Annotated in this window: 19 protein-coding genes; 16 read left to right on the forward strand and 3 right to left on the reverse strand. The window is 46.1% G+C overall.

Annotated elements, in window-relative coordinates:
* The first annotated feature begins 117 nt into the window (after positions 1-117).
* The 6 genes from MUB50_RS06380 (at position 118) to MUB50_RS06405 (ending at position 6189) form a co-directional block, all read left to right on the forward strand.
* Entirely contained in the window at positions 118-798 is a 681-nt protein-coding gene (locus MUB50_RS06380) for a response regulator transcription factor (protein ID WP_015526981.1), read from the forward strand.
* Positions 795-2312 carry a sensor histidine kinase gene (locus tag MUB50_RS06385; RefSeq protein WP_244790240.1) on the forward strand — a complete coding sequence of 506 codons (1518 nt, stop codon included), beginning with the start codon at positions 795-797 and terminating at the stop codon, positions 2310-2312. The genes MUB50_RS06380 and MUB50_RS06385 overlap by 4 nt, the downstream gene beginning before the upstream one ends.
* A 146-nt stretch (positions 2313-2458) precedes the next feature.
* Positions 2459-3091, forward strand: coding sequence for an imidazole glycerol phosphate synthase subunit HisH (hisH, locus tag MUB50_RS06390; protein WP_118513036.1), 633 nt, complete (start codon positions 2459-2461; stop codon positions 3089-3091).
* Between the two features lie 2 nt (positions 3092-3093).
* On the forward strand, positions 3094-3852 hold the full coding sequence (hisF, locus tag MUB50_RS06395) for an imidazole glycerol phosphate synthase subunit HisF (protein ID WP_118513037.1): 759 nt from the start codon (positions 3094-3096) through the stop codon (positions 3850-3852).
* Between the two features lie 21 nt (positions 3853-3873).
* Positions 3874-4548, forward strand: a complete 675-nt coding sequence (gene ung / locus MUB50_RS06400; protein ID WP_118513038.1) for a uracil-DNA glycosylase — start codon at positions 3874-3876, stop codon at positions 4546-4548.
* Positions 4549-4563: 15 nt separating this feature from the next.
* Positions 4564-6189, forward strand: a complete 1626-nt coding sequence (locus MUB50_RS06405) for a putative polysaccharide biosynthesis protein (protein ID WP_118624151.1) — start codon at positions 4564-4566, stop codon at positions 6187-6189.
* Between the two features lie 132 nt (positions 6190-6321).
* Here the strand turns inward: MUB50_RS06405 and pepT are convergent, their stop codons facing one another.
* Entirely contained in the window at positions 6322-7548 is a 1227-nt protein-coding gene (pepT, locus tag MUB50_RS06410; RefSeq protein WP_118624279.1) for a peptidase T, read from the reverse strand.
* 188 nt (positions 7549-7736) lie between these two features.
* Here pepT and uraA point away from each other — a divergent pair, with 188 nt between their 5' ends.
* The 6 genes from uraA (at position 7737) to xerD (ending at position 14332) form a co-directional block, all read left to right on the forward strand.
* Positions 7737-8987: a uracil permease gene (uraA, locus tag MUB50_RS06415; protein ID WP_330637451.1), complete on the forward strand. Its 1251-nt coding sequence runs from the start codon at positions 7737-7739 to the stop codon at positions 8985-8987.
* A gap of 264 nt (positions 8988-9251) precedes the next feature.
* Positions 9252-10304: a recombinase RecA gene (recA, locus tag MUB50_RS06420; RefSeq protein WP_118513041.1), complete on the forward strand. Its 1053-nt coding sequence runs from the start codon at positions 9252-9254 to the stop codon at positions 10302-10304.
* A 3-nt stretch (positions 10305-10307) separates the two neighbouring features.
* Positions 10308-10796 (forward strand): regulatory protein RecX, encoded by a 489-nt coding sequence (locus MUB50_RS06425; protein WP_118513042.1) that lies wholly within the window; start codon positions 10308-10310, stop codon positions 10794-10796.
* Between the two features lie 173 nt (positions 10797-10969).
* On the forward strand, positions 10970-12529 hold the full coding sequence (rny, locus tag MUB50_RS06430) for a ribonuclease Y (protein ID WP_021650814.1): 1560 nt from the start codon (positions 10970-10972) through the stop codon (positions 12527-12529).
* Between the two features lie 130 nt (positions 12530-12659).
* Positions 12660-13268 (forward strand): stage II sporulation protein M, encoded by a 609-nt coding sequence (locus MUB50_RS06435; protein WP_118513043.1) that lies wholly within the window; start codon positions 12660-12662, stop codon positions 13266-13268.
* A gap of 179 nt (positions 13269-13447) precedes the next feature.
* A complete protein-coding gene (gene xerD / locus MUB50_RS06440) occupies positions 13448-14332 on the forward strand; it encodes a site-specific tyrosine recombinase XerD (RefSeq protein ID WP_118513044.1) in 885 nt (294 codons plus the stop codon).
* Positions 14333-14471: 139 nt separating this feature from the next.
* On the opposite strand, the gene MUB50_RS06445 is transcribed toward xerD, so the two are convergent.
* Both MUB50_RS06445 and MUB50_RS06450 read right to left on the reverse strand, forming a co-directional pair.
* Positions 14472-15503, reverse strand: coding sequence for a 3-deoxy-7-phosphoheptulonate synthase (locus MUB50_RS06445; protein ID WP_118513045.1), 1032 nt, complete (start codon positions 15501-15503; stop codon positions 14472-14474).
* A 42-nt stretch (positions 15504-15545) separates the two neighbouring features.
* Positions 15546-16880 carry a polysaccharide biosynthesis protein gene (locus MUB50_RS06450; protein WP_244790242.1) on the reverse strand — a complete coding sequence of 445 codons (1335 nt, stop codon included), beginning with the start codon at positions 16878-16880 and terminating at the stop codon, positions 15546-15548.
* Positions 16881-17070: 190 nt separating this feature from the next.
* On the opposite strand from MUB50_RS06450, the gene MUB50_RS06455 reads away from it, so the two are divergent.
* The 4 genes from MUB50_RS06455 to MUB50_RS06470 all read left to right on the forward strand — a co-directional run bounded on the left by MUB50_RS06455 (position 17071) and on the right by MUB50_RS06470 (position 21835).
* Complete coding sequence (locus MUB50_RS06455) at positions 17071-17499, forward strand: RrF2 family transcriptional regulator (protein ID WP_015526993.1); 429 nt, start codon at positions 17071-17073, stop codon at positions 17497-17499.
* Positions 17500-17524: 25 nt separating this feature from the next.
* Positions 17525-18712 (forward strand): cysteine desulfurase NifS, encoded by a 1188-nt coding sequence (gene nifS / locus MUB50_RS06460; protein WP_118513047.1) that lies wholly within the window; start codon positions 17525-17527, stop codon positions 18710-18712.
* A gap of 28 nt (positions 18713-18740) precedes the next feature.
* Positions 18741-19187: a Fe-S cluster assembly scaffold protein NifU gene (nifU, locus tag MUB50_RS06465; RefSeq protein ID WP_015526995.1), complete on the forward strand. Its 447-nt coding sequence runs from the start codon at positions 18741-18743 to the stop codon at positions 19185-19187.
* Positions 19188-19276: 89 nt separating this feature from the next.
* Entirely contained in the window at positions 19277-21835 is a 2559-nt protein-coding gene (locus MUB50_RS06470) for an HAD-IC family P-type ATPase (protein ID WP_118624147.1), read from the forward strand.
* Positions 21836-21952: the final 117 nt, after the last annotated feature.

Consider the following 21952-nt stretch of genomic DNA (forward strand, 5'->3'; position numbering starts at 1 on the left):
CCGCTTTAGAATGAACCGGAAGTAAAAGCTCAGCTTTTTGTAAAGAGGGATAATACAGAGCATTTCGGGCTGTCAGCAGCTGGCCGGAACAGCGACTGAGAAACGGAGGAAGATAGAATGGATGCATTAAAAATTCTTGTAGTAGATGATGAGAGCAGAATGAGAAAACTGGTAAAGGATTTTCTCACCAAAAAGAATTTCCAGGTACTGGAAGCAGGTGACGGTGAGGAGGCCATGGATATTTTTTATAAAGAAAAGGACATTGCGCTTTTGATCCTGGATGTGATGATGCCGAAGATGGATGGCTGGGAAGTATGTCGTGAGATACGCAAAAATTCCAAGGTTCCCATCATTATGCTGACAGCAAGAGGAGATGAGCGTGATGAGCTTCTGGGATTTGAACTCGGGGTGGACGAATATATCTCCAAACCCTTCAGCCCCAAGATCCTGGTAGCACGTGTAGAAGCCATTCTTCGAAGAACGGGACAGAGCAACCCGGATGAGATACTTTCAGCAGGTGGGATTGTCATCGACAAGGCAGCGCATCAGGCAACGGTAGATGATAAACCGATGGATCTGAGCTTCAAGGAATTTGAGCTTCTGACTTATTTTCTGGAGAATGAGGGAATCGCTCTTTCCAGAGAAAAGATCCTGAATTCTGTGTGGAATTATGATTATTTCGGAGATGCCAGAACCATTGATACTCATGTCAAAAAGCTGAGAAGTAAAATGGGCGATAAGGGAGAGTATATCAAGACAGTCTGGGGGATGGGCTACAAGTTTGAGGTAGGAGAATGAAAAAAACGAAGGGAAAAATAAAAAAGATCCATAGTCTCCGCCATCAGATCACAGCATACTTTATCGGTCTGCTGTTTTTATCCATTCTGACTATTACCGTGATCAACGGAGCCTTTCTTGAAAAATACTATGTGACAAAAAAGATCGATGTACTTCTGGATCTCCGAACAACTCTGGAAAATACAGATATTAACAAGATGATGAACAGCAACAGCTCGAAAGGTTCTGAGAGTATTCCCGATGAGATCCAGAGAGCCTGCTCCAGAAACAATCTTTCCTGGGTTATCATTGACAGCAGCAATACCAGCTGGCTTTCCTGGGGTGAAAATGAAAAAATGCTTCAGAGCAAGCTGTTCGGATATGTCTACGGTCTGGATGAGGACGGAGATAAGAGCCGGACCTTGAAGCAGGGTGACAATTATACCATCCAGCAGTCGCATGACCGTTTTGCGGGAATGGATTATGTGGAATGCTGGGGACAGCTGGATGATGAACATTATTTTATCATAAGGACACCCCTTGAGAGCATCAGGGAGAGCGCTGATATTTCCAATAAGTTTTACTTTGCAGTAGGTCTGATGATCATAATCCTAAGTGGTCTGATCATTATGGTCGTGACCAGGAGGATCACCCGTCCCATCAGTGAGCTTACGGAACTTTCCAGAAAAATGTCAGATTTGGATTTTGAAGCAAAATACGAGAGCAAAGTCGGCAATGAGATCGATGTTCTGGGAGATAATTTCAACCGGATGTCTTCACAGCTTGAGACTACCATCAGTGAACTGAAATCCGCAAATAATGAACTGCAGCGTGACATTGAGGACAAGATCAAGATCGACAAGATGCGGAAGGAATTTCTGGATAACGTATCTCATGAGCTGAAAACTCCGATCGCCCTGATCCAGGGCTATGCAGAAGGCCTGAAAGAAAATATTTCCGATGATTCTGAGAGCAGAGAGTTCTATTGCGATGTCATCATGGATGAAGCCTCCAGGATGAATAAACTGGTAAAAAATCTTCTCACACTGAATCAGCTGGAATCCGGCAAAGATGCAGTTGTAATGGAGCGTTTTGATATCGTATCCCTGATCCGCGGCGTGCTTCAGACTATGAATATCATGATCGGACAGAAGGATGCAAAAGTGATCTTTGAGGCGGAGAAGCCGGTTTATGTATGGGCCGATGAGTTTAAGATCGAAGAGGTTGTGACAAACTATGTAAGCAATGCCCTGAACCATCTGGAGGGAGAGAAAGAAATCGAGATCAAGCTGCAGGATGAGGATAACCATGTGAAGATCAGTGTGTTTAACACAGGGACCCCGATCCCTGAGGCAGATGTACCTAATCTTTGGAATAAATTTTATAAAGTTGATAAAGCGAGAACCAGGGAATACGGCGGAAGCGGTATCGGTTTATCTATTGTAAAGGCCATCATGGAAAGTATGAACCAGGAATATGGTGTGCAGAACTTTGATAATGGCGTGGAATTCTGGTTTACACTGGACCGGAAATAATAAAACTTTACCGTGATAATGTGAAAAAATGGGCGGCAGCAGAGAAAAGTCTTTGCAACCGCCTGTTTTTGCGTTATACTAAAGCAATGTAAATCGAAGGTGAGAGAGGAATATCGAGATACAAAAGAGCAGGAGGAAGCATTATTATGATAGGAATCATTGACTACGATGCGGGAAACATCAAAAGTGTGGAAAAAGCACTTCAGTATCTGGGACAGGAGACTGTCGTCTCAAGAGATCCCCAGGTGCTTCTGAAAGCAGATAAAGTAATCCTTCCGGGAGTTGGAAGCTTTGGTGATGCTATGGAAAATCTCAAAAAATACGGACTTGTTCCGGTAATACATGAGATCGTGGAAAAGGGAACGCCCTTTCTTGGAATCTGCCTTGGACTGCAGCTGCTTTTTGAGAGCAGTGATGAGACACCGGGAGTGAAAGGTCTTGGGATCCTGAAGGGAAAAATCCTGCGCATTCCGCCAAGTCCGGGACTGAAGATCCCGCATATGGGATGGAATTCCCTGCATATTCAGAACAGCGGAAGATTATTTAAGGATATTCCGGAAAACACATACGTTTACTTTGTACATTCCTATTATCTTCAGGCAGAGGAGAAAGAGATCGTGAAAGCGACTACTCAGTACAGCACATGCATCCATGCGTCGGTGGAGAAGGGAAATGTATTTGCATGTCAATTCCATCCGGAAAAAAGCAGCCGGTGGGGCTTGAAGATCCTTGAGAATTTTGCGGCACTTGAGGCAGGCACCGGAAAGGAGGAGGCATGATCATGTTTACAAAAAGAATCATTCCATGTCTTGATGTAAATAAGGGACGTGTGGTAAAAGGCGTGAATTTTGTTGATCTTAAGGATGCCGGAGATCCGGTGGAAATTGCCAAAGCTTATGATGCAGCCGGTGCGGACGAGCTTGTTTTTCTTGATATCACTGCCTCCTGTGAGGAGCGTGATACCGTGGTGGATATGGTAAGAGCTGTTGCAGCCAACGTATTTATCCCGTTTACCGTAGGCGGAGGAATCCGTACCGTAGATGATTTCCGGAAGCTTCTCCGTGAAGGTGCGGATAAGATTTCTGTAAATTCCGCAGCTATCGACCGTCCGGAGCTGATCCATGAGGCTGCACAGAAATTCGGAAGCCAGTGTGTAGTAGTTGCCATTGATGCCAAGAGAAGACCGGATGGCGGCTGGAATATCTACAAACATGGCGGAAGACTGGATACCGGTATTGACGCTCTTGAATGGGCAAAGAAGGTGGAAGAACTTGGCGCAGGTGAGATCCTTCTTACCAGCATGGATTGTGACGGAACAAAGGCCGGGTATGATATTGAACTTACAAGAGCCGTTGCAGATGCGGTTTCCATCCCGGTGATCGCCTCCGGTGGTGCCGGAACCCTGGAGCATTTTTATGATGCACTGACAGAAGGCGGAGCAGATGCGGCACTGGCAGCATCTCTGTTCCACTACAAAGAGCTGGAGATCCGGGAAGTGAAGGATTACCTTGCGGAAAAAGGAATTTCCGTGAGAAGATAAGTTGGATGAGAGGTGATAGATATGGCTCCTATAGCAGGAGACTGGCAGGAGGCACTGAAAGGTGAATTTCATCAGCCTTACTATGCCAAACTTTATAAAACCGTGATGACAGAATACAGAACAAGAAAGATTTTTCCGCCGCCGGAAGATATGTTCAATGCGTTTCATTTTACGCCTCTGCATCAGGTAAAGGTTGTGATCCTGGGACAGGACCCTTATCACAATGACGGACAGGCTCATGGGCTTTGCTTTTCCGTAAAAAAAGGTGTGGAAACACCGCCATCTCTGGTGAATATTTATAAGGAACTTGAGGATGATATGGGATGTTATATCCCAAACAACGGTAATCTGGAAAAATGGGCAAAGCAGGGCGTGCTTCTTTTGAACACAGTGCTGACTGTACGTGCACATCAGGCCAATTCCCACAGAGGGATCGGCTGGGAGCAGTTTACCGATGCGGCCATCCGGATCCTGGACCAGGAGGATCGCCCGATCGTGTTTCTTCTCTGGGGGCGACCTGCTCAGATGAAGGCATCCATGCTTCATAATCCGAAGCATCTGATCCTGGAGGCACCACATCCAAGTCCCCTTTCTGCCTACCGGGGATTTTTCGGATGCAGGCATTTCAGCAAGGCTAATGAATTTTTGAAAGCCAATGGGGTAGAACCTGTTGACTGGCAGATTGAGAATATTTAAGTTAGGGAAAGTAAAATGGGTAAAAAAAATGATAACACACTTGTGAAAAACGCATCTTTTCTTATGGTTGCGGCGCTGATCTCCAAGATCATCGGAATGCTGTATAAGAGTCCGCTTTCAACCACACTGGGAAGTCAGAGCTTTGCACTTTTTCAGTTTGCACAGAATGTATATTTTATTCTGTTGATGATTGCGTCCTTCAGTATTCCTCAGGCTGTATCCAAGATCATGGCGGAGAAGATTGCTTTTCACAGATATAAGGATGCACAGAAGGTATTTTACGGCGCACTGATCTATGCGGCAGTTGCCGGCGGTATCGTGGCGCTGATCTGTGTATTTGGTGCAGGGATCCTGGTTCCTGACAGTATGGCGAACGCCCGTCTGGCACTGCAGATGCTTGCGCCCACAATTTTCATGTCCGGTCTTTGCGGTGTATTCCGTGGATATTTCCAGGCATACCGCAATATGATGCCTACATCGATCTCGCAGATCATTGAGCAGATCTTTGTGGCAACCTTTGCGCTTCTGATGTCACATGTATTTATCCAGCATTTTTCCGCAACAGGAGATATGGATCTGGTTCATCGCTGGGGTGCAGCAGGAGCTACTATGGGTACCGGAGCAGGTGTGGCTTCCGCGCTGATCTTTATGCTGATCGTTTATGGGATAAACCGTAAGATCATCCGGAAAAGGATCGTCAATGACCGCCATTCTGTAAATGAGAGTATGGGTCATGTAATGAGCAATATCGTGCTCATCATTATGCCGATCATTCTCAGTGCTTTTATTTATAATGTAAACGGATATATCAACAGCTATATGTATTCCGGTATCATGGATATCAAGGGTGCCGCCAAGGACGTGATCCAGACCTTGTATTCCGAGTACGGATATTATATGACGCTGATCAATATCCCGCTTACCCTGGCGAGTACAGCACCAACATCTATGATCCCTGAGGTTTCCGCTCATTATGCAATGCACGATATTGAAGGTGCAAATATGAAGACGGACCGTGCCACATGGATCAGTATGCTGATCTCTATTCCTGCGGCAGTAGGTCTTGCAGTTCTTTCCGGATCGATCACGAGACTGATCTTCCCGGGAACCAACGGTGTAGGCGGACAGCTTCTGATCCTGGGAGGAATCACCATTATCCTGAATGGCAACTCCAATATCACCAACGGTGTACTTCAGGGGATCGGCAGGCCGAAGCTCCCGATGATCCATGCAGCCATTGCTCTGGTGGCAGATGTGATAGCCATGGCACTGCTTCTGGTATTTACCAATCTTGGTGTTTATACCATTGTCATCGCCCAGATCGTTTATGCGGTTGTGATGTGTCTTCTCAATGACCGTTCCATCAAGAAATATATGGGCTATAAGAATCCGTGGAGAAGTGCTTATTTAAGCCCGTTCCTGGCATCTATCCCGATGGGGGTTGTTGCGGGAGTGGTGTATTACGGTCTGTATGCGCTGATCCATTCCAATGTGATCTGCCTGGGTATTTCCGTGATGCTGGCAGCAGTTGTATACTTTATTGTATATCTGTTTGTAAGCAAGCCTGGTGAAAAAGAGCTGGGTATGATGCCTGGTGGAAGATATATGAAGAAGCTGGCGAGAATGATGAAGATCATCTGATTTTGAAAGTTTTACAGGATAATAAAAAATACCCGCAGATTTATTCCGGCGAATGATGGACCGGATGATCTGCGGGTGTTTTTTACATTATCTCAGATTACTGGTAATGCAGGTTTTGAAAAAAGTTTCTTCTCAGTATTCCCTCTGGGAAAACAGCTTTATGATCTCCAGGGTAACTTCTACAACGGCATCCATTCCTTCTGATGTAATGTGCTCATAAGGACCGTGATAGGCATGTCCGCCGGTTCCGAGATTCGGGCAGGGCAGTCCCATAAAGCTTAACTGTGCACCGTCTGTGCCGCCGCGGATAGGCAGGATCAGCGGCGTGACACCGCAGCTGTGGCAGGCTTCCTCTGCCAGAGATATCAGCCATGGGCAGGTATCGATGATCTCTTTCATATTGCGGTACTGCTGGGTGATGGTAAGAGTTACGGTGCCTTTGCCCCATTTTTCATTGAGGATTTCTGCGATATGTGAGAGCGTTTTCTGGCGTACTTCAAAAGAAGCGGCATCGTGATCACGGACAATATACTGAAGTTCAGCCTGGGAAACATCTCCTTTCATGGAGCAAAGATGGAAAAATCCTTCATAGTCCGCTGTGTTCCTTGGAGTATCCGCAGATGGAAGCATGGAATTAAACTCCATGGCAACGAGAGCAGCGTTGACCATGGTATTTTTGGAAGAACCGGGATGTACATTAACGCCCTGGAAGGTTACTTTTGCACTGCAGGCGTTAAAGTTTTCGTACTGGATCTCGCCTTCCGTATCGCCGTCCAGGGTATATGCATAATCCGCACCGAATTTTTTTACATCAAAGTGGGCCGGTCCCATGCCGATTTCTTCATCCGGAGTAAAAGCGACGCAGAGAGGTCCGTGAGGTATTTTTTCCGTAAGGATATGCTCCAGCGCAGTGATGATCTCTGCAATGCCGGCCTTGTCGTCTGCGCCCAGGATCGTGGTTCCGTCTGAGGTGATCAGGGTACGCCCGGCAAGTGAAGCAAGATGCGGGAACATTTCCGGGGAAAGGGTTCTGCCGCTTGTGCCGAGAGGGAGCTCTTTTCCATCGTAATCTTCTGTGACCACCGGTGTGACTACATGGTCACAGAAATCGGAAACCGTATCCATATGAGCGATAAAGCCCAGTGCTTTGCAGTGCTCCAGGCCTTTTGTAGCAGGAAGATGTGCATAAACGTAACAGTGTTCATCCAGAGACACATCGGAGATCCCAAGATCTTTCAGTTCCTCCACAAGAAGCCGGGCCAGGTCAAACTGGCACTGGGAAGAGGGGGAAGAAGAGCTTTCTTCATTGCTGGGGGTGAATATTTTTACATAGGATAGAAGTCGTTGGTATGCTTTCATAGAAGAATGTTCCTTTCTGAAAAATTCCTTCCGGAACAGACAGCAGCTGTATTTATGGAATACGTCTGTTTTTCCGGAGATAATAACAGTATAACACACAGTATCTGCATATTTGTGTAAAAAATTTCCCACGATGTGAAAACCTGTGCTATAATCTGTGAGATAATAAGAAACAGGAGGATTTGAGAGTGGAAAAAAGAATTATACAGGTCGAGGAAAAAGTACCTGCAAAGATGCTGATACCGTTAAGTATCCAGCACATGTTCGCCATGTTCGGAGCATCCGTGCTGGTGCCATTCCTTTTTGGTATCAGTCCGGCTATTGTGCTTCTGATGAATGGTGTGGGAACACTCCTTTTTATTTTCATCACAAAAGGAAAGGCACCGGCTTATTTAGGTTCCAGTTTTGCCTTCCTTTCACCGGCTCTTCTGGTGATCAGCAAGTATGGATATGAGTATGCCCTTGGTGGTTTCGTTGTTCTGGGTATTGCTGGTATGTGTGTTGCATTGATTGTCCGCCAGTGCGGAACAGACTGGATCGATATCGTGCTTCCTACAGCGGCAATGGGACCGGTAGTGGCACTGATCGGTCTGGAGCTTGCGGGAAATGCGGCAAGTACGGCAGGATTTCTGGACGATAAGGTAGATCCGAAGAATGTGATCGTATTTCTGGTCACACTTGGAGTTGCGGTATTCGGGCAGATCCTGTTCCGAGGCTTCCTTTCTGTTATTCCGATCCTGATTGCGATCATTGCGGGATATGTGGCAGCAGGTGCATGCGGGCTTCTGGATTTTACACAGGTAAGGGAAGCGGCATTTTTTGCTCTTCCCAACTTTACATCTCCGAAATTTAATTTTGAGGCCATTATGACGATCTTTCCGGCACTGCTTCTGGTAACCTCCGAGCATATCGGCCATCAGATCGTAACCGGAAAGATTGTTGGAAGAAATCTTCTGAAAGATCCGGGGCTTCACAGATCCCTGTTTGCAGATTTCTTCTCTACCACAGTTTCCGGATGCCTTGGTTCTGTGCCGACAACTACTTACGGTGAGAACATCGGTGTCATGGCGGTGACAAAGGTTTACAGTGTACAGGTGATCGGTGGTGCGGCAGTGCTTTCTATCTGCTGTTCCTTCCTTGGTAAACTGGCAGCCCTGATCAGTACCATTCCCGGTCCGGTGATCGGTGGGATTTCCTTCCTTCTTTACGGAATGATCGGAACATCCGGACTTCGCATGCTGGTTGACAATCACGTGGATTACAGCAAGTCCAGAAATCTGACGCTGACAAGCGTTGTCTTTGTTGTAGGTCTTTCCGGAATTGCCCTGAAGCTTGGAAATGTTGAGCTTACCGGTATGGTGCTGGCATGTGTGGTTGCCATGGCGTTAAGCCTTGTATTCTATATTCTGGACAAACTGAAGCTGACCAACGATCAGTAACAGGAAATGTATTGCATAAAAAGCAGATGAAGAGGGAAATCTTTTTATCTGCTTTTTTGTATTCAGAGAGGAAAAAGAAATCATGTATGGGAAGCCTTTTGTCGGATTTTTAGAGATCCTGTCAACAAAAAAACAGAGGGATTTTCAAGTATCTTATTGACAATCATTCCGTTTTATAATACTATGTAATACAGAAAACACGAACAAAGGTTCGGATTGCAGGAAACCTGATTAGAAAGAGAATAAAGAATAGGAGATTACATAATGATCAGTGAAGAGAAGCAGAAGGCGTTGGAAGCGGCCCTTGGAAATATTGAGAAACAGTTCGGTAAAGGCTCTGTCATGAAGCTTGGAGATTCCAGCTCCCATATGCAGGTGGAGGCAGTTCCCACAGGATGCTTAAGCCTGGATATCGCCCTTGGTGTAGGTGGTGTTCCCAAGGGACGTATCGTGGAGATCTACGGACCGGAGTCCAGTGGTAAGACAACGGTAGCCTTACATATGGTCGCTGAGGTGCAGAAGAGAGGCGGAATCGCAGGATTTATCGATGCGGAGCATGCTCTTGATCCTGTTTATGCCAAGAGTATAGGTGTTGATATCGACAACCTTTATATTTCACAGCCGGATAACGGAGAGCAGGCGCTGGAGATCACAGAGACTATGGTACGTTCCGGTGCTGTGGATATCGTGATTGTGGATTCTGTTGCAGCTCTGGTTCCCAAGGCAGAGATCGAAGGAGATATGGGAGACAGCCATGTAGGTCTGCAGGCCCGTCTGATGTCACAGGCACTCCGTAAACTGACGGCTGTTATCAGCAAGTCCAACTGCGTGGTGATCTTTATCAACCAGCTTCGTGAGAAGGTTGGAGTGATGTTTGGCAATCCGGAAACTACAACCGGTGGACGTGCGCTGAAATTCTATGCATCTGTCCGTATGGATGTACGTCGTGTGGAAACCTTGAAGCAGGGTGGTGAGATGGTCGGAAACCACACCCGTGTGAAAGTAGTTAAGAACAAGGTCGCTCCGCCATTTAAGCAGGCAGAGTTTGATATCATGTTCGGAACCGGTATTTCCAGAGAGGGAGATATCCTGGATCTGGCTGCAGAATGCTCCATCGTAAACAAGAGCGGAGCCTGGTATGCATATGAAGGGGATAAGATCGGACAGGGACGTGAGAATGCCAAATTATTCCTGAGAGAGCATCCGGAGATCCGCGATGAGATTGAGAAGAAGGTTCGTGTACATTATCATCTGGATCCGGCAGATGAGACAGCAGAAGCAGCAGTACAGGCAGATGATACAGAGAAGGAAGAGTAGTCCATGCTGGATCTGGAAGAACGAAACCGTGCAAGAAAGAAAGCCATGCGGCTTCTGGAACATATGGACCGCACAGAGAAAGGCCTGACGGATAAACTCCGTCAGGCTGAATTTTCACCGGAGGCAGTAGAAGATGCCATTGCTTATGTGAAGTCCTATGGGTATATCAACGATGCCCGTTATGCCAGAACCTATATCTCCTTCCGCATGGAAACCAGGAGCCGTCAGAAGATACTCTCGGAACTTCAGTTAAAGGGCGTGGACCGTCAGATTGCCCTGGATGCCTGGAATGAGATGGAAGAGCTTATGGAACCGGACGAGCGGGAGATATTACGCAGGACGATCGAGAAGAAATATGCACCGGACACAGAGCTTGATGAAGGACAGATGAGAAGGCTGTATGGATACCTGGCCAGAAGGGCGTTCCGGTATGAAGATATTTCCCATACTCTGGAAGAAATGAACATCCGGGTGAAACATGATATAGAATAACTCTGAAAACACCTCGCGGAATATTCCCAGTGAATAGTAACGAGAAAAGAGCCAGTTCACATATGCTAACCAAAATCTGCTTTTTCATGAGAAAAACTTGACATAAATGTGAAAAACAGCTAAACTTGTATTGTTGTATTTGTACAATGAAAACTAAATAAGGAGGTGCTCCTGTGGCAGGCACAATTATCGGTGTTATTGTCGCTGTGGTAGTCACGCTACTTATTGCAGTTCCTGTTACTTGCAAGGTTGCTGTTGACAAGAAAGTACGCAAGGATGCGGAAATCATAGGTACAGCAGAGGATAAGGCAAGGAATATTCTTGATGAAGCATTGAAAGCAGCAGAGACCAAGAAACGAGAAACTTTACTTGAAGTAAAGGAAGAATCTCTGCGAACTAAAAATGAACTGGAAAGGGAAACCAAGGAACGGAGAAACGAGCTGCAGAGATATGAGAAGCGAGTTTTGTCAAAAGAGGAATCTGTTGACAAAAAAGCGAATGCGGTGGAGAAGCGTGAGCTGGAATGTACAGCGAAATTTAACGAGTTACAAGAAAAAGAAAAACGAGTAAATGAACTTGAGGAAAAAGGAGTACAGGAACTGGAACGAGTTTCAGGTCTTACCTCCGAACAGGCAAAAGAAGAATTACTGAAATCTGTAGAAGATGACGTAAAGGTGGATGTTGCAAGACTCTATAAAGAGCTTGAGAACAGAGCCAAGGAAGATGCCAATAAGAAAGCTAGGGAATATGTAGTCAATGCTATTCAGAAATGTGCAGTGGATCATGTTTCCGAGACAACGATTTCTGTGGTACAGCTTCCAAGTGATGAAATGAAGGGAAGGATCATCGGTCGTGAAGGCCGTAACATCCGTACACTTGAGACACTTACCGGTGTGGATCTGATCATTGATGATACACCGGAGGCAGTGGTACTTTCCGCATTTGATCCGATCAGGAGAGAGATTGCCAGAGTGGCTCTTGAGAAACTGATCGTGGATGGCCGTATCCATCCGGCAAGAATTGAAGAGATGGTAGAGAAAGCCCAGAAAGAAGTGGAAGCACAGATCCGGGAAGACGGTGAGAATGCTGCCATGGATGTAGGGGTACACGGAATCCATCCGGAACTTCTGAAGCTTCTTGGACGTATGAAATTCCGTTCAAGCTATGGACAGAATGCGCTGAGACATTCAATCGAGGTTGCACAGCTTTCCGGACTTCTTGCAGGAGAAGTTGGTGTGGATGTGCGTATGGCCAAGCGTGCCGGACTTCTTCATGACATTGGTAAATCCATTGACCATGAGGTAGAGGGTTCTCATATTCAGATCGGTGTGGATCTCTGCAAGAAATACAAGGAGTCCCCGATCGTTATCAACACGGTTGCGTCTCACCATGGTGATGTGGAGCCGGAATCTTTGATCGCGTGTATTGTACAGGCTGCTGATGCAATTTCCGCAGCAAGACCTGGAGCAAGACGTGAGACTCTGGAAACCTATACCAATCGTCTGAAACAGCTTGAGGATATCACTAATGAGTTTAAGGGTGTAGAGAAATCTTTTGCTATTCAGGCAGGAAGAGAAATTCGTGTTATGGTCGTGCCGGATCATGTAAGTGATGCAGATATGGTTCTCCTTGCAAGAGATATTGCAAAGCAGATCGAGGCAGAGCTTGAGTATCCTGGACAGATCAAAGTTAATGTGATCCGTGAAAGCAGAGCGGTTGACTACGCAAAATAAGCTTTCAATGGAAGAAAGTTCTGGAAATACCAAAGGCCGGACAGCTTTTTAGCTGACCGGTCTTTTTTGTCATGTGGAAAAACGGTCATATTACCGGAAAAACAGGCGTAAACTGGTACAGGGTGAGTAAATGGAGAGTAAGACAGAGAACCGGAAGTGGAAAAATGCCGGACGTTTTCCGGCGGAGATCCTCTTTATGATCGGATTTTTTGCGGGAAATGTGTTGCCGAATCTGATATGGAAAATGGAGTGGAAGCAGAAAACCCTGGCTTCTTTTTATCTGATCCGCAGCTTTGCAGGAAAAGATATTTCCGGTGGAGCTTATTTCCTGGAGGTGCTGCGACGAAGAGGAGGTTTTTTTCTTCTGTTGTTTTTATGCGGATTTACAATATTCGGAGTGCCTTTGACGGTTGCATATATGCTGTTTTTGGGAATGGAGACAGGAATGATCCTGGCATTATCAGTTCTGGAATTCGGTATTTATGGCAGTGTGGCCGGAGCTGGACTTCTGATGCCACAGTATCTGATCTATATTCCGGCGTATTTTTATCTTGCAGGTATTGTATACAGACAATCGTATGGGATCTGGAAAAATTATGGGCTTGTGCCGCAGAAATCCGGGGCTTATTTTCGGCAGGGGATCACAGCTTTTCTGCTGTATACAGGGGGAATCCTTGCAGAAAGTTTTTTGAACCCCTGTATCGTAGAAAAAGTTATAAAGGGCCTGAAAATTTTTTGAGGAAAATTTCCACAATATCTAGTAATGGTTTCCATAAAATCTGCGATATTTGGTAGTTTGTGCCGGAAAGTGTTGAAATTGTGCGGTTTTACGATGAAAAACTGTTTGATTTTATGTAAAATTCACAGTATAATTCAGTCATAAACGAGTATGATTTTAGAGAAACGGGATGCAGAGAAATGGACATAGAGATACGGGAATTTATTACATATTTACATAATAGAAAAAGAACGTCACATAATACAGAAGTATCCTACCAGAGAGACCTGAAGAAGATGGCAGTGTATTTTGCGGATCGTGGGATCTATGATATCCGAGATGTAGGAGAACTGGAGCTGGAAGGCTATCTCAGCTATATGGAGAGAGGACAGTTCGCTTCCTCGACGATCTCCAGAAATGTAGCATCTATCCGTGCTTTGTTTCAGTATCTTTATCAGGAGAACAGGATCGAGAGGGATCCGTCCCTGGAGCTGAAGCCGCCCAAGGTTGAGAAACGGATGCCGGAGATCCTTACTGTGGATGAGGTAGACCGCCTTTTGAAACAGCCGGATCTGAATACACCGAAGGGAATCCGAGACAGTGCCATGCTGGAGCTTTTGTATGCCACAGGAATGCGTGTCAGTGAACTTTTACGGCTGAACCTGGAGGATCTCAATCTCCGGTTTGGTTATGTAGTCTGTCACGATGAAGATAAGGAACGGGTGATCCCGGTTGGAAATGTATGCAAAACAGCCATGGAGAAATATCTGAAAGAAGCCCGTGGAAAATTTGTGAAAGAAAATGAGACGGAGAGTCTTTTTACCAACTGTTCAGGAAAATCCATGAGCAGACAGGGATTCTGGAAGGTCCTGAAGGGATATGCAGAGGAAGCCGGAATCCAGCATGATATCACACCACATACACTGAGACATTCTTTTGCCGCACATATGCTGCAGAATGGAGCAGATGTGAAGAGTGTGCAGGAAATGCTTGGACATTCGGATATTTCCACTACACAGGTCTATCTGAATTTTGGCGTTGCGAAAATGCGAGACGTATATATGAAAGCACATCCGAGGCATTGATCTGTAAGAAATAATACAAAAAACGCGTTCAAAAAAGAACCGGCAGCTTCCAAAATGGAAGAATGTCGGTTCTTTTTTTGAATGTAAATTGTAGAATGATCACAAATGTCTGTTCCCTGAAGTGCAGATCAGACAGAGCTTAGCAATTTTCAGCGATCGTGTAAAGCAGCTTCTCAGATTCATCCCAACCAAGGCAGGCATCTGTGATGGATTTTCCGTAGATGTGATCTCCGCCGATCTTCTGATTGCCTGGTTCGATATAGCTCTCGATCATGAGACCTTTTACCATTGAGTGAAGCTCAGGATCTACCTGACGGCTGTGAAGAACCTCACTTGCGATACGAACCTGCTGCTCGTAATGCTTGTTGGAGTTGGAGTGGTTGGTATCCACGATCACTGCCGGGTTGGCAAGGTTCTTTGCATGGTATTTGTCATAGAGAAGACGAAGATCCTCGTAATGGTAGTTCGGGATTGCTTCCCCATGCTTGTTTACCGCACCACGAAGGATTGCGTGAGAGAGTGGATTACCGGTGGTCTCAACCTCCCAGCTTCTGTAAATAAAACGATGAGCGCCCTGTGCTGCAACAATGGAGTTCAGCATAACGCTGTAGTCACCACTGGTAGGGTTCTTCATACCAGCCGGAACATCCATACCGCTGACAGTCAGTCTGTGCTGCTGATCTTCAACAGAACGTGCGCCTACAGCAACGTAGGAGAGCACATCGGAGAGATAACGGTAGTTCTCCGGGTAAAGCATCTCATCTGCACAGGTGAAGCCGCTTTCGCGGATAGCACGCATGTGCATCTTACGGATCGCGATCAGTCCGGCAAGAAGGTTCGGTTTTTTCTCAGGATCCGGCTGATGGACCATTCCTTTGTATCCTTCACCGGTCGTACGTGGTTTGTTTGTGTAAACACGCGGGATGATAAGGACTTTATCTTCGATCTTTTCCTGAACTTTGCGAAGTCTTAAAAGATAATCGCATACGGCATCTTCGTTATCTGCAGAACATGGTCCGATGATAGCGAGGAATTTATCGGATTTTCCGGTGAAAACGTCGCGAATCTCAGCATCGCGTTTCTCCTTGAGCGCCTGAAGTTCAGCATCGAGCGGATACTGATTGCGGATTTCCTCAGGAGTTGGCAGTTTTTTTATGAATTCAAAACTCATAGTACTCTATTCCTCCATAACTATAGACATTTCGATTATTTATTATAAACGATTATTGGCCGATTGTCGATAGGGAAATTTTAGCGCTTTCACGTGTAGAAGAGTAAGCAGCAGCTCACCCAGGAAAATTCCGTAAAAATAGCCTCGTATCCCTGTCAACGGAATTATAAAAACAACGGAGGAAATGCGGATGAGAATACCGGCAATACTGTGGATCAGACAGAGCCCCGGTTTTCCAAGTCCCTGCAGGATGCTGGTGAGCATGGTGTTTGTATAAAGAAAAGGACAGATAAAAGACAGATACCGTATGTAGGTGCCGGCAGTCTGGCTGTGAAAAAGCAACGCTCCGAGGAATGGGCCAAAAAGAAAGAATCCGCTTCCGCACAGAAATCCAAGGAACATGCACAGAAAAAAGGTCTGGTCTGTGACACGGCGGATCTGCTTCTGCTCTCCCAGCGCATCAAGCTGTGCGATGGAAGGCATCAGCATCACAGCGGCGGAAGACGTAAGTGTGGAAGGAAACAGGAGCAGGGGCAGTGCCATTCCGGTAAAGATCCCATAGATTTTCAGTGAGTCTGATGCTGTCATGCCGGAACGCAGAAGCATCTGTGGAATCAGAACCGCTTCTATGCTGCCGAGAAGTGTCAGAAGAATTCTGTTCAGGGAAATGGGAAAAGACAGTGTGAAAAGGTCCTTTAACAGCGAAAAGATCCTGATGGGATTTTTTTCTTGTACAGGGTGATTTCCGAAATGAAAGGAAACTACCAGCAGAGACACCAGCGAAGCGGCAGCCTCTCCGGCAAGAGAACCACCCGCTGCGATCAATGCAGTGATCGGACGTCCTTCGGAAAGAAAGATCAGATACAGGATATAGGTAGTGCCGATCCGGGCAGCCTGCTCCGAAAGCTGCACGGCTGCCGGAACAGAGGCTTTTTTCCGGGCATAATAATAGCTGTCAATGCAGGAATGAATGGCACAGAGCGGAATACTGACAGCTGTTATGCGAAGAAGACTGGCAGTCTGCGGTGTTTTCAGAATTGTGGAAGCAAAAAAATATGCGTGTTGAAAAAGCAGAAAACCGGCTGTAGCAGAAAAAAAGACAGCCATAAGTGTTCCTGTAACCAGCGAAAAACGTGCCTCCTTTTTCTCCTGAAGGGCAAGTCTGGATGCGATCAGGCGTGAAAGGGCAGCCTGGATCCCTGTATAGGATAAAGCGGCCATAAGTCCCTGGAGAGGAAGAACCAGCTGATACAAACCAAGACCTTCCGCACCAATGGCATGGGAGAGGAATATTCTATAAAAGAAACCTGCGATACGGCTGATAAGGCCTGTGCAGGCAAGAATCAGGGTTCCTTTGAGAAATATTTTTTTTGACATGGATAACCTTGAGTTACTGTTCACCCCATTTTCAGCAACACGCTTCGCGGAATATTACCAGTGAATAGTAACAACCTTGCACCTTTTTGTCAGTATATGAAGAAGTTAGCCTTGACAGAACCATATGTTTCTGATAGAGTAAACATGAAATCCGAGGAAAACACTGGGAATTGAAAAAAGAGGTGAGCGGATGAAACTGTCAACAAGAGCAAAATACGGACTTAAGGCTTTGATAGACCTTGGTCTTTACAGTGAAAAAGAAGCGGTCTCGCTTCAGAGTATTGCGGGCCGTCAAAATATATCAGTCAGCTATCTGGAGCAGCTGATGGCACTTTTGAAGAAAGCGGGCCTTGTGAAGAGTGTCCGCGGCGCAGCCGGGGGATACTTCCTTGGAAGACCGGCAGAAGAGATTTCAGTGGGAGATATCCTTCGTGTCCTGGAGGGTGGCCTGGAGGCTGCAACATGTCCGGGAACAGAAGGTGACGGTGGCTGCCAGGGTTCCGATCTCTGCGTGGCTAAATTAGTGTGGAAGAGGATCAATGACAGCATCACAGATGCAGTGGATACCCTGATGCTCAGTGAGCTGATCGAAGAAAGCCGGAGAATACACGAAAAATAATTATCCTGAACAGGAGGAAAAGAAAATGGGAAAAATGATATATCTGGACAACGCGGCTACCACAAAGACCGCACCGGAAGTTGTGGAGGCAATGCTGCCGTATTTTACAGAGTTTTATGGAAATGCTTCAACTGTTTATGATTTTGCGGCAAACAGCAAGGCTGCCATCGCAAAAGGAAGACAGCAGATCGCAGATGTGATCGGAGCCAAAAAAGAGGAGATCTATTTTACAGCAGGTGGTTCCGAGTCCGATAACTGGGCCCTGAAAGCGACCTTTGAGGCATATAAAAATAAAGGAAACCATATCATCACAACAAAGATCGAGCATCATGCAATCCTTCATACCTGCGAGTACCTTGAAAAAGAGCGTGGTGCCAAGGTCACATACCTGGATGTAGATGAGAATGGTTTCATTGACCTGGATGAGCTTCAGAAAGCCATCACACCGGAGACCATCCTGATCTCTGTTATGGCTGCAAACAATGAGATCGGTACTCTTGAGCCGCTGAAAGAGATCGGACAGATCGCACATGAGCATGGAATCCTGTTCCATACAGACGCTGTTCAGGCATTTGGCCAGATCCCGATCAATGTAGATGAGTTCAATATTGATATGCTCAGCTCCAGCGGACATAAGATCAACGGACCGAAGGGAATCGGCTTCCTCTATATCCGTAAAGGCGTTAAGATCCGCTCCTTCGTACATGGCGGAGCACAGGAGAGAAAACGTCGTGCAGGTACAGAGAACGTTCCTGGTATCGTAGGATACGGTCTTGCAGCAGAGCGTGCAAACAAGTCCATGAAAGAACGTACTGCAAAAGAAATCGAGATCAGAGATCATATGATCAGCAGGATCCTCACAGAGATCCCGTACGTACGCCTCAATGGAGATAAAGTAAAACGTCTTCCGAACAACGTAAATGTAAGCATCCAGTTCATCGAGGGAGAGTCACTTCTTCTGATGCTTGATAATTTTGGAATCTGTGCATCCAGCGGTTCTGCATGTACATCCGGTTCTCTGGATCCGTCACATGTTTTGTTAGCTATCGGTCTTCCTCATGAGATCGCACACGGATCTCTCCGTATGACCTTAAGCGAGGAGACGACAATGGAGGATGTTGATTTTGTAGTAGATAAGCTGAAAGATATTACTGCAAACTTAAGAAGCATGTCTCCGTTATATGAAGATTTTATTAAAAAACAGAAAAAATAATAAAAATACTTGCCAGGAGGAAAAAATAATGTATAGTGAAAAAGTAATGGATCATTTTCAGCATCCACGTAATGTAGGTGAGATCGAGAACGCAAGTGGCGTGGGTACTGTAGGAAATGCAAAATGCGGTGATATTATGAGAATATTCCTTGATATCGATGACGAAACTCATATTATCAAAGACTGCAAGTTTAAAACATTTGGATGCGGTGCAGCAGTTGCAACAAGCAGCATGGCAACAGAACTTGTAATGGGCAAGACCATTGAGGAAGCTATGGAAGTAACCAACAAGGCCGTTATGGAGGCTCTGGACGGACTTCCGCCGGTGAAGATCCACTGTTCCCTGCTTGCTGAGGAAGCAATTCATGCAGCTCTCTGGGATTATGCAGAGAAACATCACATTAAGATCGAGGGTCTTTCCAAACCGAAGTCTGATATCCACGAGGGTGAAGAGGATACAGAAGAGGAGTATTGATCCCTTTTATTTACGATCATAACCGGGGCATGAGCAAGCTTCAGTTGAACAGAACCGTAAGCCATTGAAAGGACAGGTAAGTAAGAAGCATGACAGGACTTACGAACGAAGAGGTTCAGGAAAGAATTGCGCAGGGTCAGGTAAATAATAACGAAAACCCCAACACCAGGACATATAAGCAGATTATTCTGGAGAATACGTTGACATTCTTCAATTTTCTGAACCTGGTGCTGCTGGTTCTCGTACTGCTGGTTGGTTCCTACAAAAACTCCATGTTTGTAGGAATCATTTTTATTAATACCGTGATCGGGATCATTCAGGAGGTCCGTGCTAAGAAAACTATTGACAAGCTGGCAATCCTGACAGAATCCAAGACGGTTGTTCTGCGTGAAGGAAAAAAATGGAAAATTTCTACAGAGAAGCTGGTTGTCGATGATCTGATATTCCTGAAGACCGGAGAACAGGTTCCGGCAGATGCGAAGATCCTGGAGGGAAGCCTTGAGGTCAATGAATCCCTGCTTACCGGTGAGGCAGACAATCTTCCGAAGAATCCGGGAGATGAGCTTTTTTCCGGAAGCTTTGTGACGGCGGGACAGGCCTGCTGCCAGATCATCCATGTGGGAAGCGACAACTATGCGTCAAGGATCACCAGCGAGGCAAAGGAATTCAAACGCCATAATTCAGAGCTTAGAAATTCCCTGAATGCCATTCTGAAGGTGATCAGTATCATTATCGTACCAATGGGGGCGCTGCTTTTTTATAAACAGTACTATTTTGTGGGAGATAATATCCGGGATTCTGTTGTCAATATGGTTGCAGCGGTCCTGGGAATGATCCCGGAGGGGCTTGTCCTTCTTACCAGTGTGGCACTGACTTTGGGGGCACTGAAGCTGGCTCAGAAGAAGACGCTGGTGCAGGAACTGTACTGTATAGAAACTCTTGCACGCGTGGATACGCTCTGTCTGGATAAGACAGGAACTATCACAGAGGGTACCATGTGTGTGGAAGCGGTGGAAAGCTATCCGCCGGTGTATGATGAGATTTCCGAGAAAATATCCGGGAAAGATCCTGAATCCGGCGAAGGTGACAGCGATGGAACTGAAAGTTCTGCTGCCTCTGCAGTTTCAGCAACAGATGCTATCGCAAAGGAGGATGGAAGCGCGAATCTCGTATTGCAGGAAAAGTCAGACACTGACCCGGAGAAACACAGTCAGGAAAATCCGGAGAAGCTCCGGGAGATCGAGCATATCATGGGAAATCTGCTTTCTGTGCTGAAGGATCAGAATGCCACTGCCGATGCACTCAGGGCAAGATTTAAAGTATCTCAGGATATGGAGCTGGATCATGTGATCCCGTTTTCTTCTGACAGGAAGTACAGCGGAGCTGCATTTACAGATGCAGGTACTTATCTGATGGGTGCAGCGCAGTTTCTTTTCCCGGAAGGGAACCCGGAATTGATGGAGTATTGTGGCGGATTTGCAGAGGAAGGTCTTCGTGTGCTGGTCCTTGCCCATAGTGTAAATGTGAGTGAGGGTGCGGAGCTTCCGGGGGGACTGGAACCTGTCGGACTTTTGCTTATTACGGATGTGATCCGTGCAGAGGCACCGGATACGCTGGCATATTTCGAAAGTCAGGGTGTTGATCTGAAAGTGATCTCCGGTGATGATCCGGTGACAGTTTCTGCAATTGCCAGACGTGCAGGTCTTAAAAATGCAGAGCATTATATAGATGCGACAACGATCACAACCCAGGAACAGATGGACGAGGCAGTTGCAGAATACAGTGTGTTCGGACGTGTAACACCTCAGCAGAAGCAGGCAATGGTGAAGTCTTTGCAGGCTCAGAAGCATACGGTTGCCATGACCGGTGATGGTGTCAATGATGTTCTGGCGCTTAAAGAGGCGGACTGCAGTATTGCCATGGCTGAGGGCAGTGATGCCGCCAAGAATATTGCCAATGTGGTATTGCTGGATTCTAATTTTGCAGCAATGCCGGAAATCGTGAATCAGGGACGCCGGGTTGTAAATAATATCCGTACTGCGGCATCTATGTTTCTGATCAAAACGATTTTTTCCGTGCTGCTGTCACTGATTACGATCTTCTTCGGGGATTCTTATCCTTTTGAGCCGATCCAGATGTCTTTGATCAGTGCCTGTGCTGTTGGTATTCCTACGTTCCTTCTGGCACAGGAGAATAATTATGAGAAGATCGACCATACATTTTTGCGTCATGTGTTTATGAATGCATTTCCGGCTGCTGTGACCATCACGGGCTGTGTGTTCAGTGTGATGCTGGTATGCCAGAATGTATACCATTCCAATGCCATGCTGAATACAGCCTGTGTGCTTGTGACAGGATGGAATTATATGGCGGCACTTAAGACGGTTTATGCGCCTTTGAATACCTATCGAAAGGTGATCATTTACAGTATGCAGGTGATCTTTTTCGGTGCGGCGGTGGTTCTGCAGAATCTTCTGACACTGGGATCTCTGGAATTCGGAATGATCATTCTGGTGTTCCTTTTGATGACATTTTCTCCGATCCTGATCGATGTGATCACGGCCTGGCTCAGAAATATTTACAGTCGTTCGCTGGATAGTGGGGAACAGGGGAAATTTGCCGCATTTATTGATAAGCTGAGAAAATAATAATATGAGAAATAAAAAAGGACACTGCCCGTTGAAAATGGCAGTGTTCTTTTTTGATTACTGTTCACTGGTAATATCCCGCGAGGTGTGTTACTGAGAACGGAGTGAACAGTAACC

This window comes from Blautia sp. NSJ-140 (assembly GCF_022868965.1).
GTDB lineage: Bacteria > Bacillota > Clostridia > Lachnospirales > Lachnospiraceae > Blautia_A.

Excerpts from the sequence above, each read along its gene's own strand:
- nifU (WP_015526995.1), top strand. The coding sequence starts at position 18,741 with ATGTATAGTGAAAAAGTAATGGATCATTTTCAGCATCCACGTAATGTA.
- MUB50_RS06380 (WP_015526981.1), top strand. The coding sequence starts at position 118 with ATGGATGCATTAAAAATTCTTGTAGTAGATGATGAGAGCAGAATGAGA.
- MUB50_RS06425 (WP_118513042.1), top strand. The coding sequence starts at position 10,308 with ATGCTGGATCTGGAAGAACGAAACCGTGCAAGAAAGAAAGCCATGCGG.
- MUB50_RS06455 (WP_015526993.1), top strand. The coding sequence starts at position 17,071 with ATGAAACTGTCAACAAGAGCAAAATACGGACTTAAGGCTTTGATAGAC.
- pepT (WP_118624279.1), bottom strand. The coding sequence starts at position 7,548 with ATGAAAGCATACCAACGACTTCTATCCTATGTAAAAATATTCACCCCC.
- MUB50_RS06450 (WP_244790242.1), bottom strand. The coding sequence starts at position 16,880 with ATGTCAAAAAAAATATTTCTCAAAGGAACCCTGATTCTTGCCTGCACA.
- hisF (WP_118513037.1), top strand. The coding sequence starts at position 3,094 with ATGTTTACAAAAAGAATCATTCCATGTCTTGATGTAAATAAGGGACGT.
- recA (WP_118513041.1), top strand. The coding sequence starts at position 9,252 with ATGATCAGTGAAGAGAAGCAGAAGGCGTTGGAAGCGGCCCTTGGAAAT.
- xerD (WP_118513044.1), top strand. The coding sequence starts at position 13,448 with ATGGACATAGAGATACGGGAATTTATTACATATTTACATAATAGAAAA.
- hisH (WP_118513036.1), top strand. The coding sequence starts at position 2,459 with ATGATAGGAATCATTGACTACGATGCGGGAAACATCAAAAGTGTGGAA.
- MUB50_RS06445 (WP_118513045.1), bottom strand. The coding sequence starts at position 15,503 with ATGAGTTTTGAATTCATAAAAAAACTGCCAACTCCTGAGGAAATCCGC.
- nifS (WP_118513047.1), top strand. The coding sequence starts at position 17,525 with ATGGGAAAAATGATATATCTGGACAACGCGGCTACCACAAAGACCGCA.
- ung (WP_118513038.1), top strand. The coding sequence starts at position 3,874 with ATGGCTCCTATAGCAGGAGACTGGCAGGAGGCACTGAAAGGTGAATTT.
- MUB50_RS06385 (WP_244790240.1), top strand. The coding sequence starts at position 795 with ATGAAAAAAACGAAGGGAAAAATAAAAAAGATCCATAGTCTCCGCCAT.
- MUB50_RS06470 (WP_118624147.1), top strand. The coding sequence starts at position 19,277 with ATGACAGGACTTACGAACGAAGAGGTTCAGGAAAGAATTGCGCAGGGT.
- MUB50_RS06435 (WP_118513043.1), top strand. The coding sequence starts at position 12,660 with ATGGAGAGTAAGACAGAGAACCGGAAGTGGAAAAATGCCGGACGTTTT.
- MUB50_RS06405 (WP_118624151.1), top strand. The coding sequence starts at position 4,564 with ATGGGTAAAAAAAATGATAACACACTTGTGAAAAACGCATCTTTTCTT.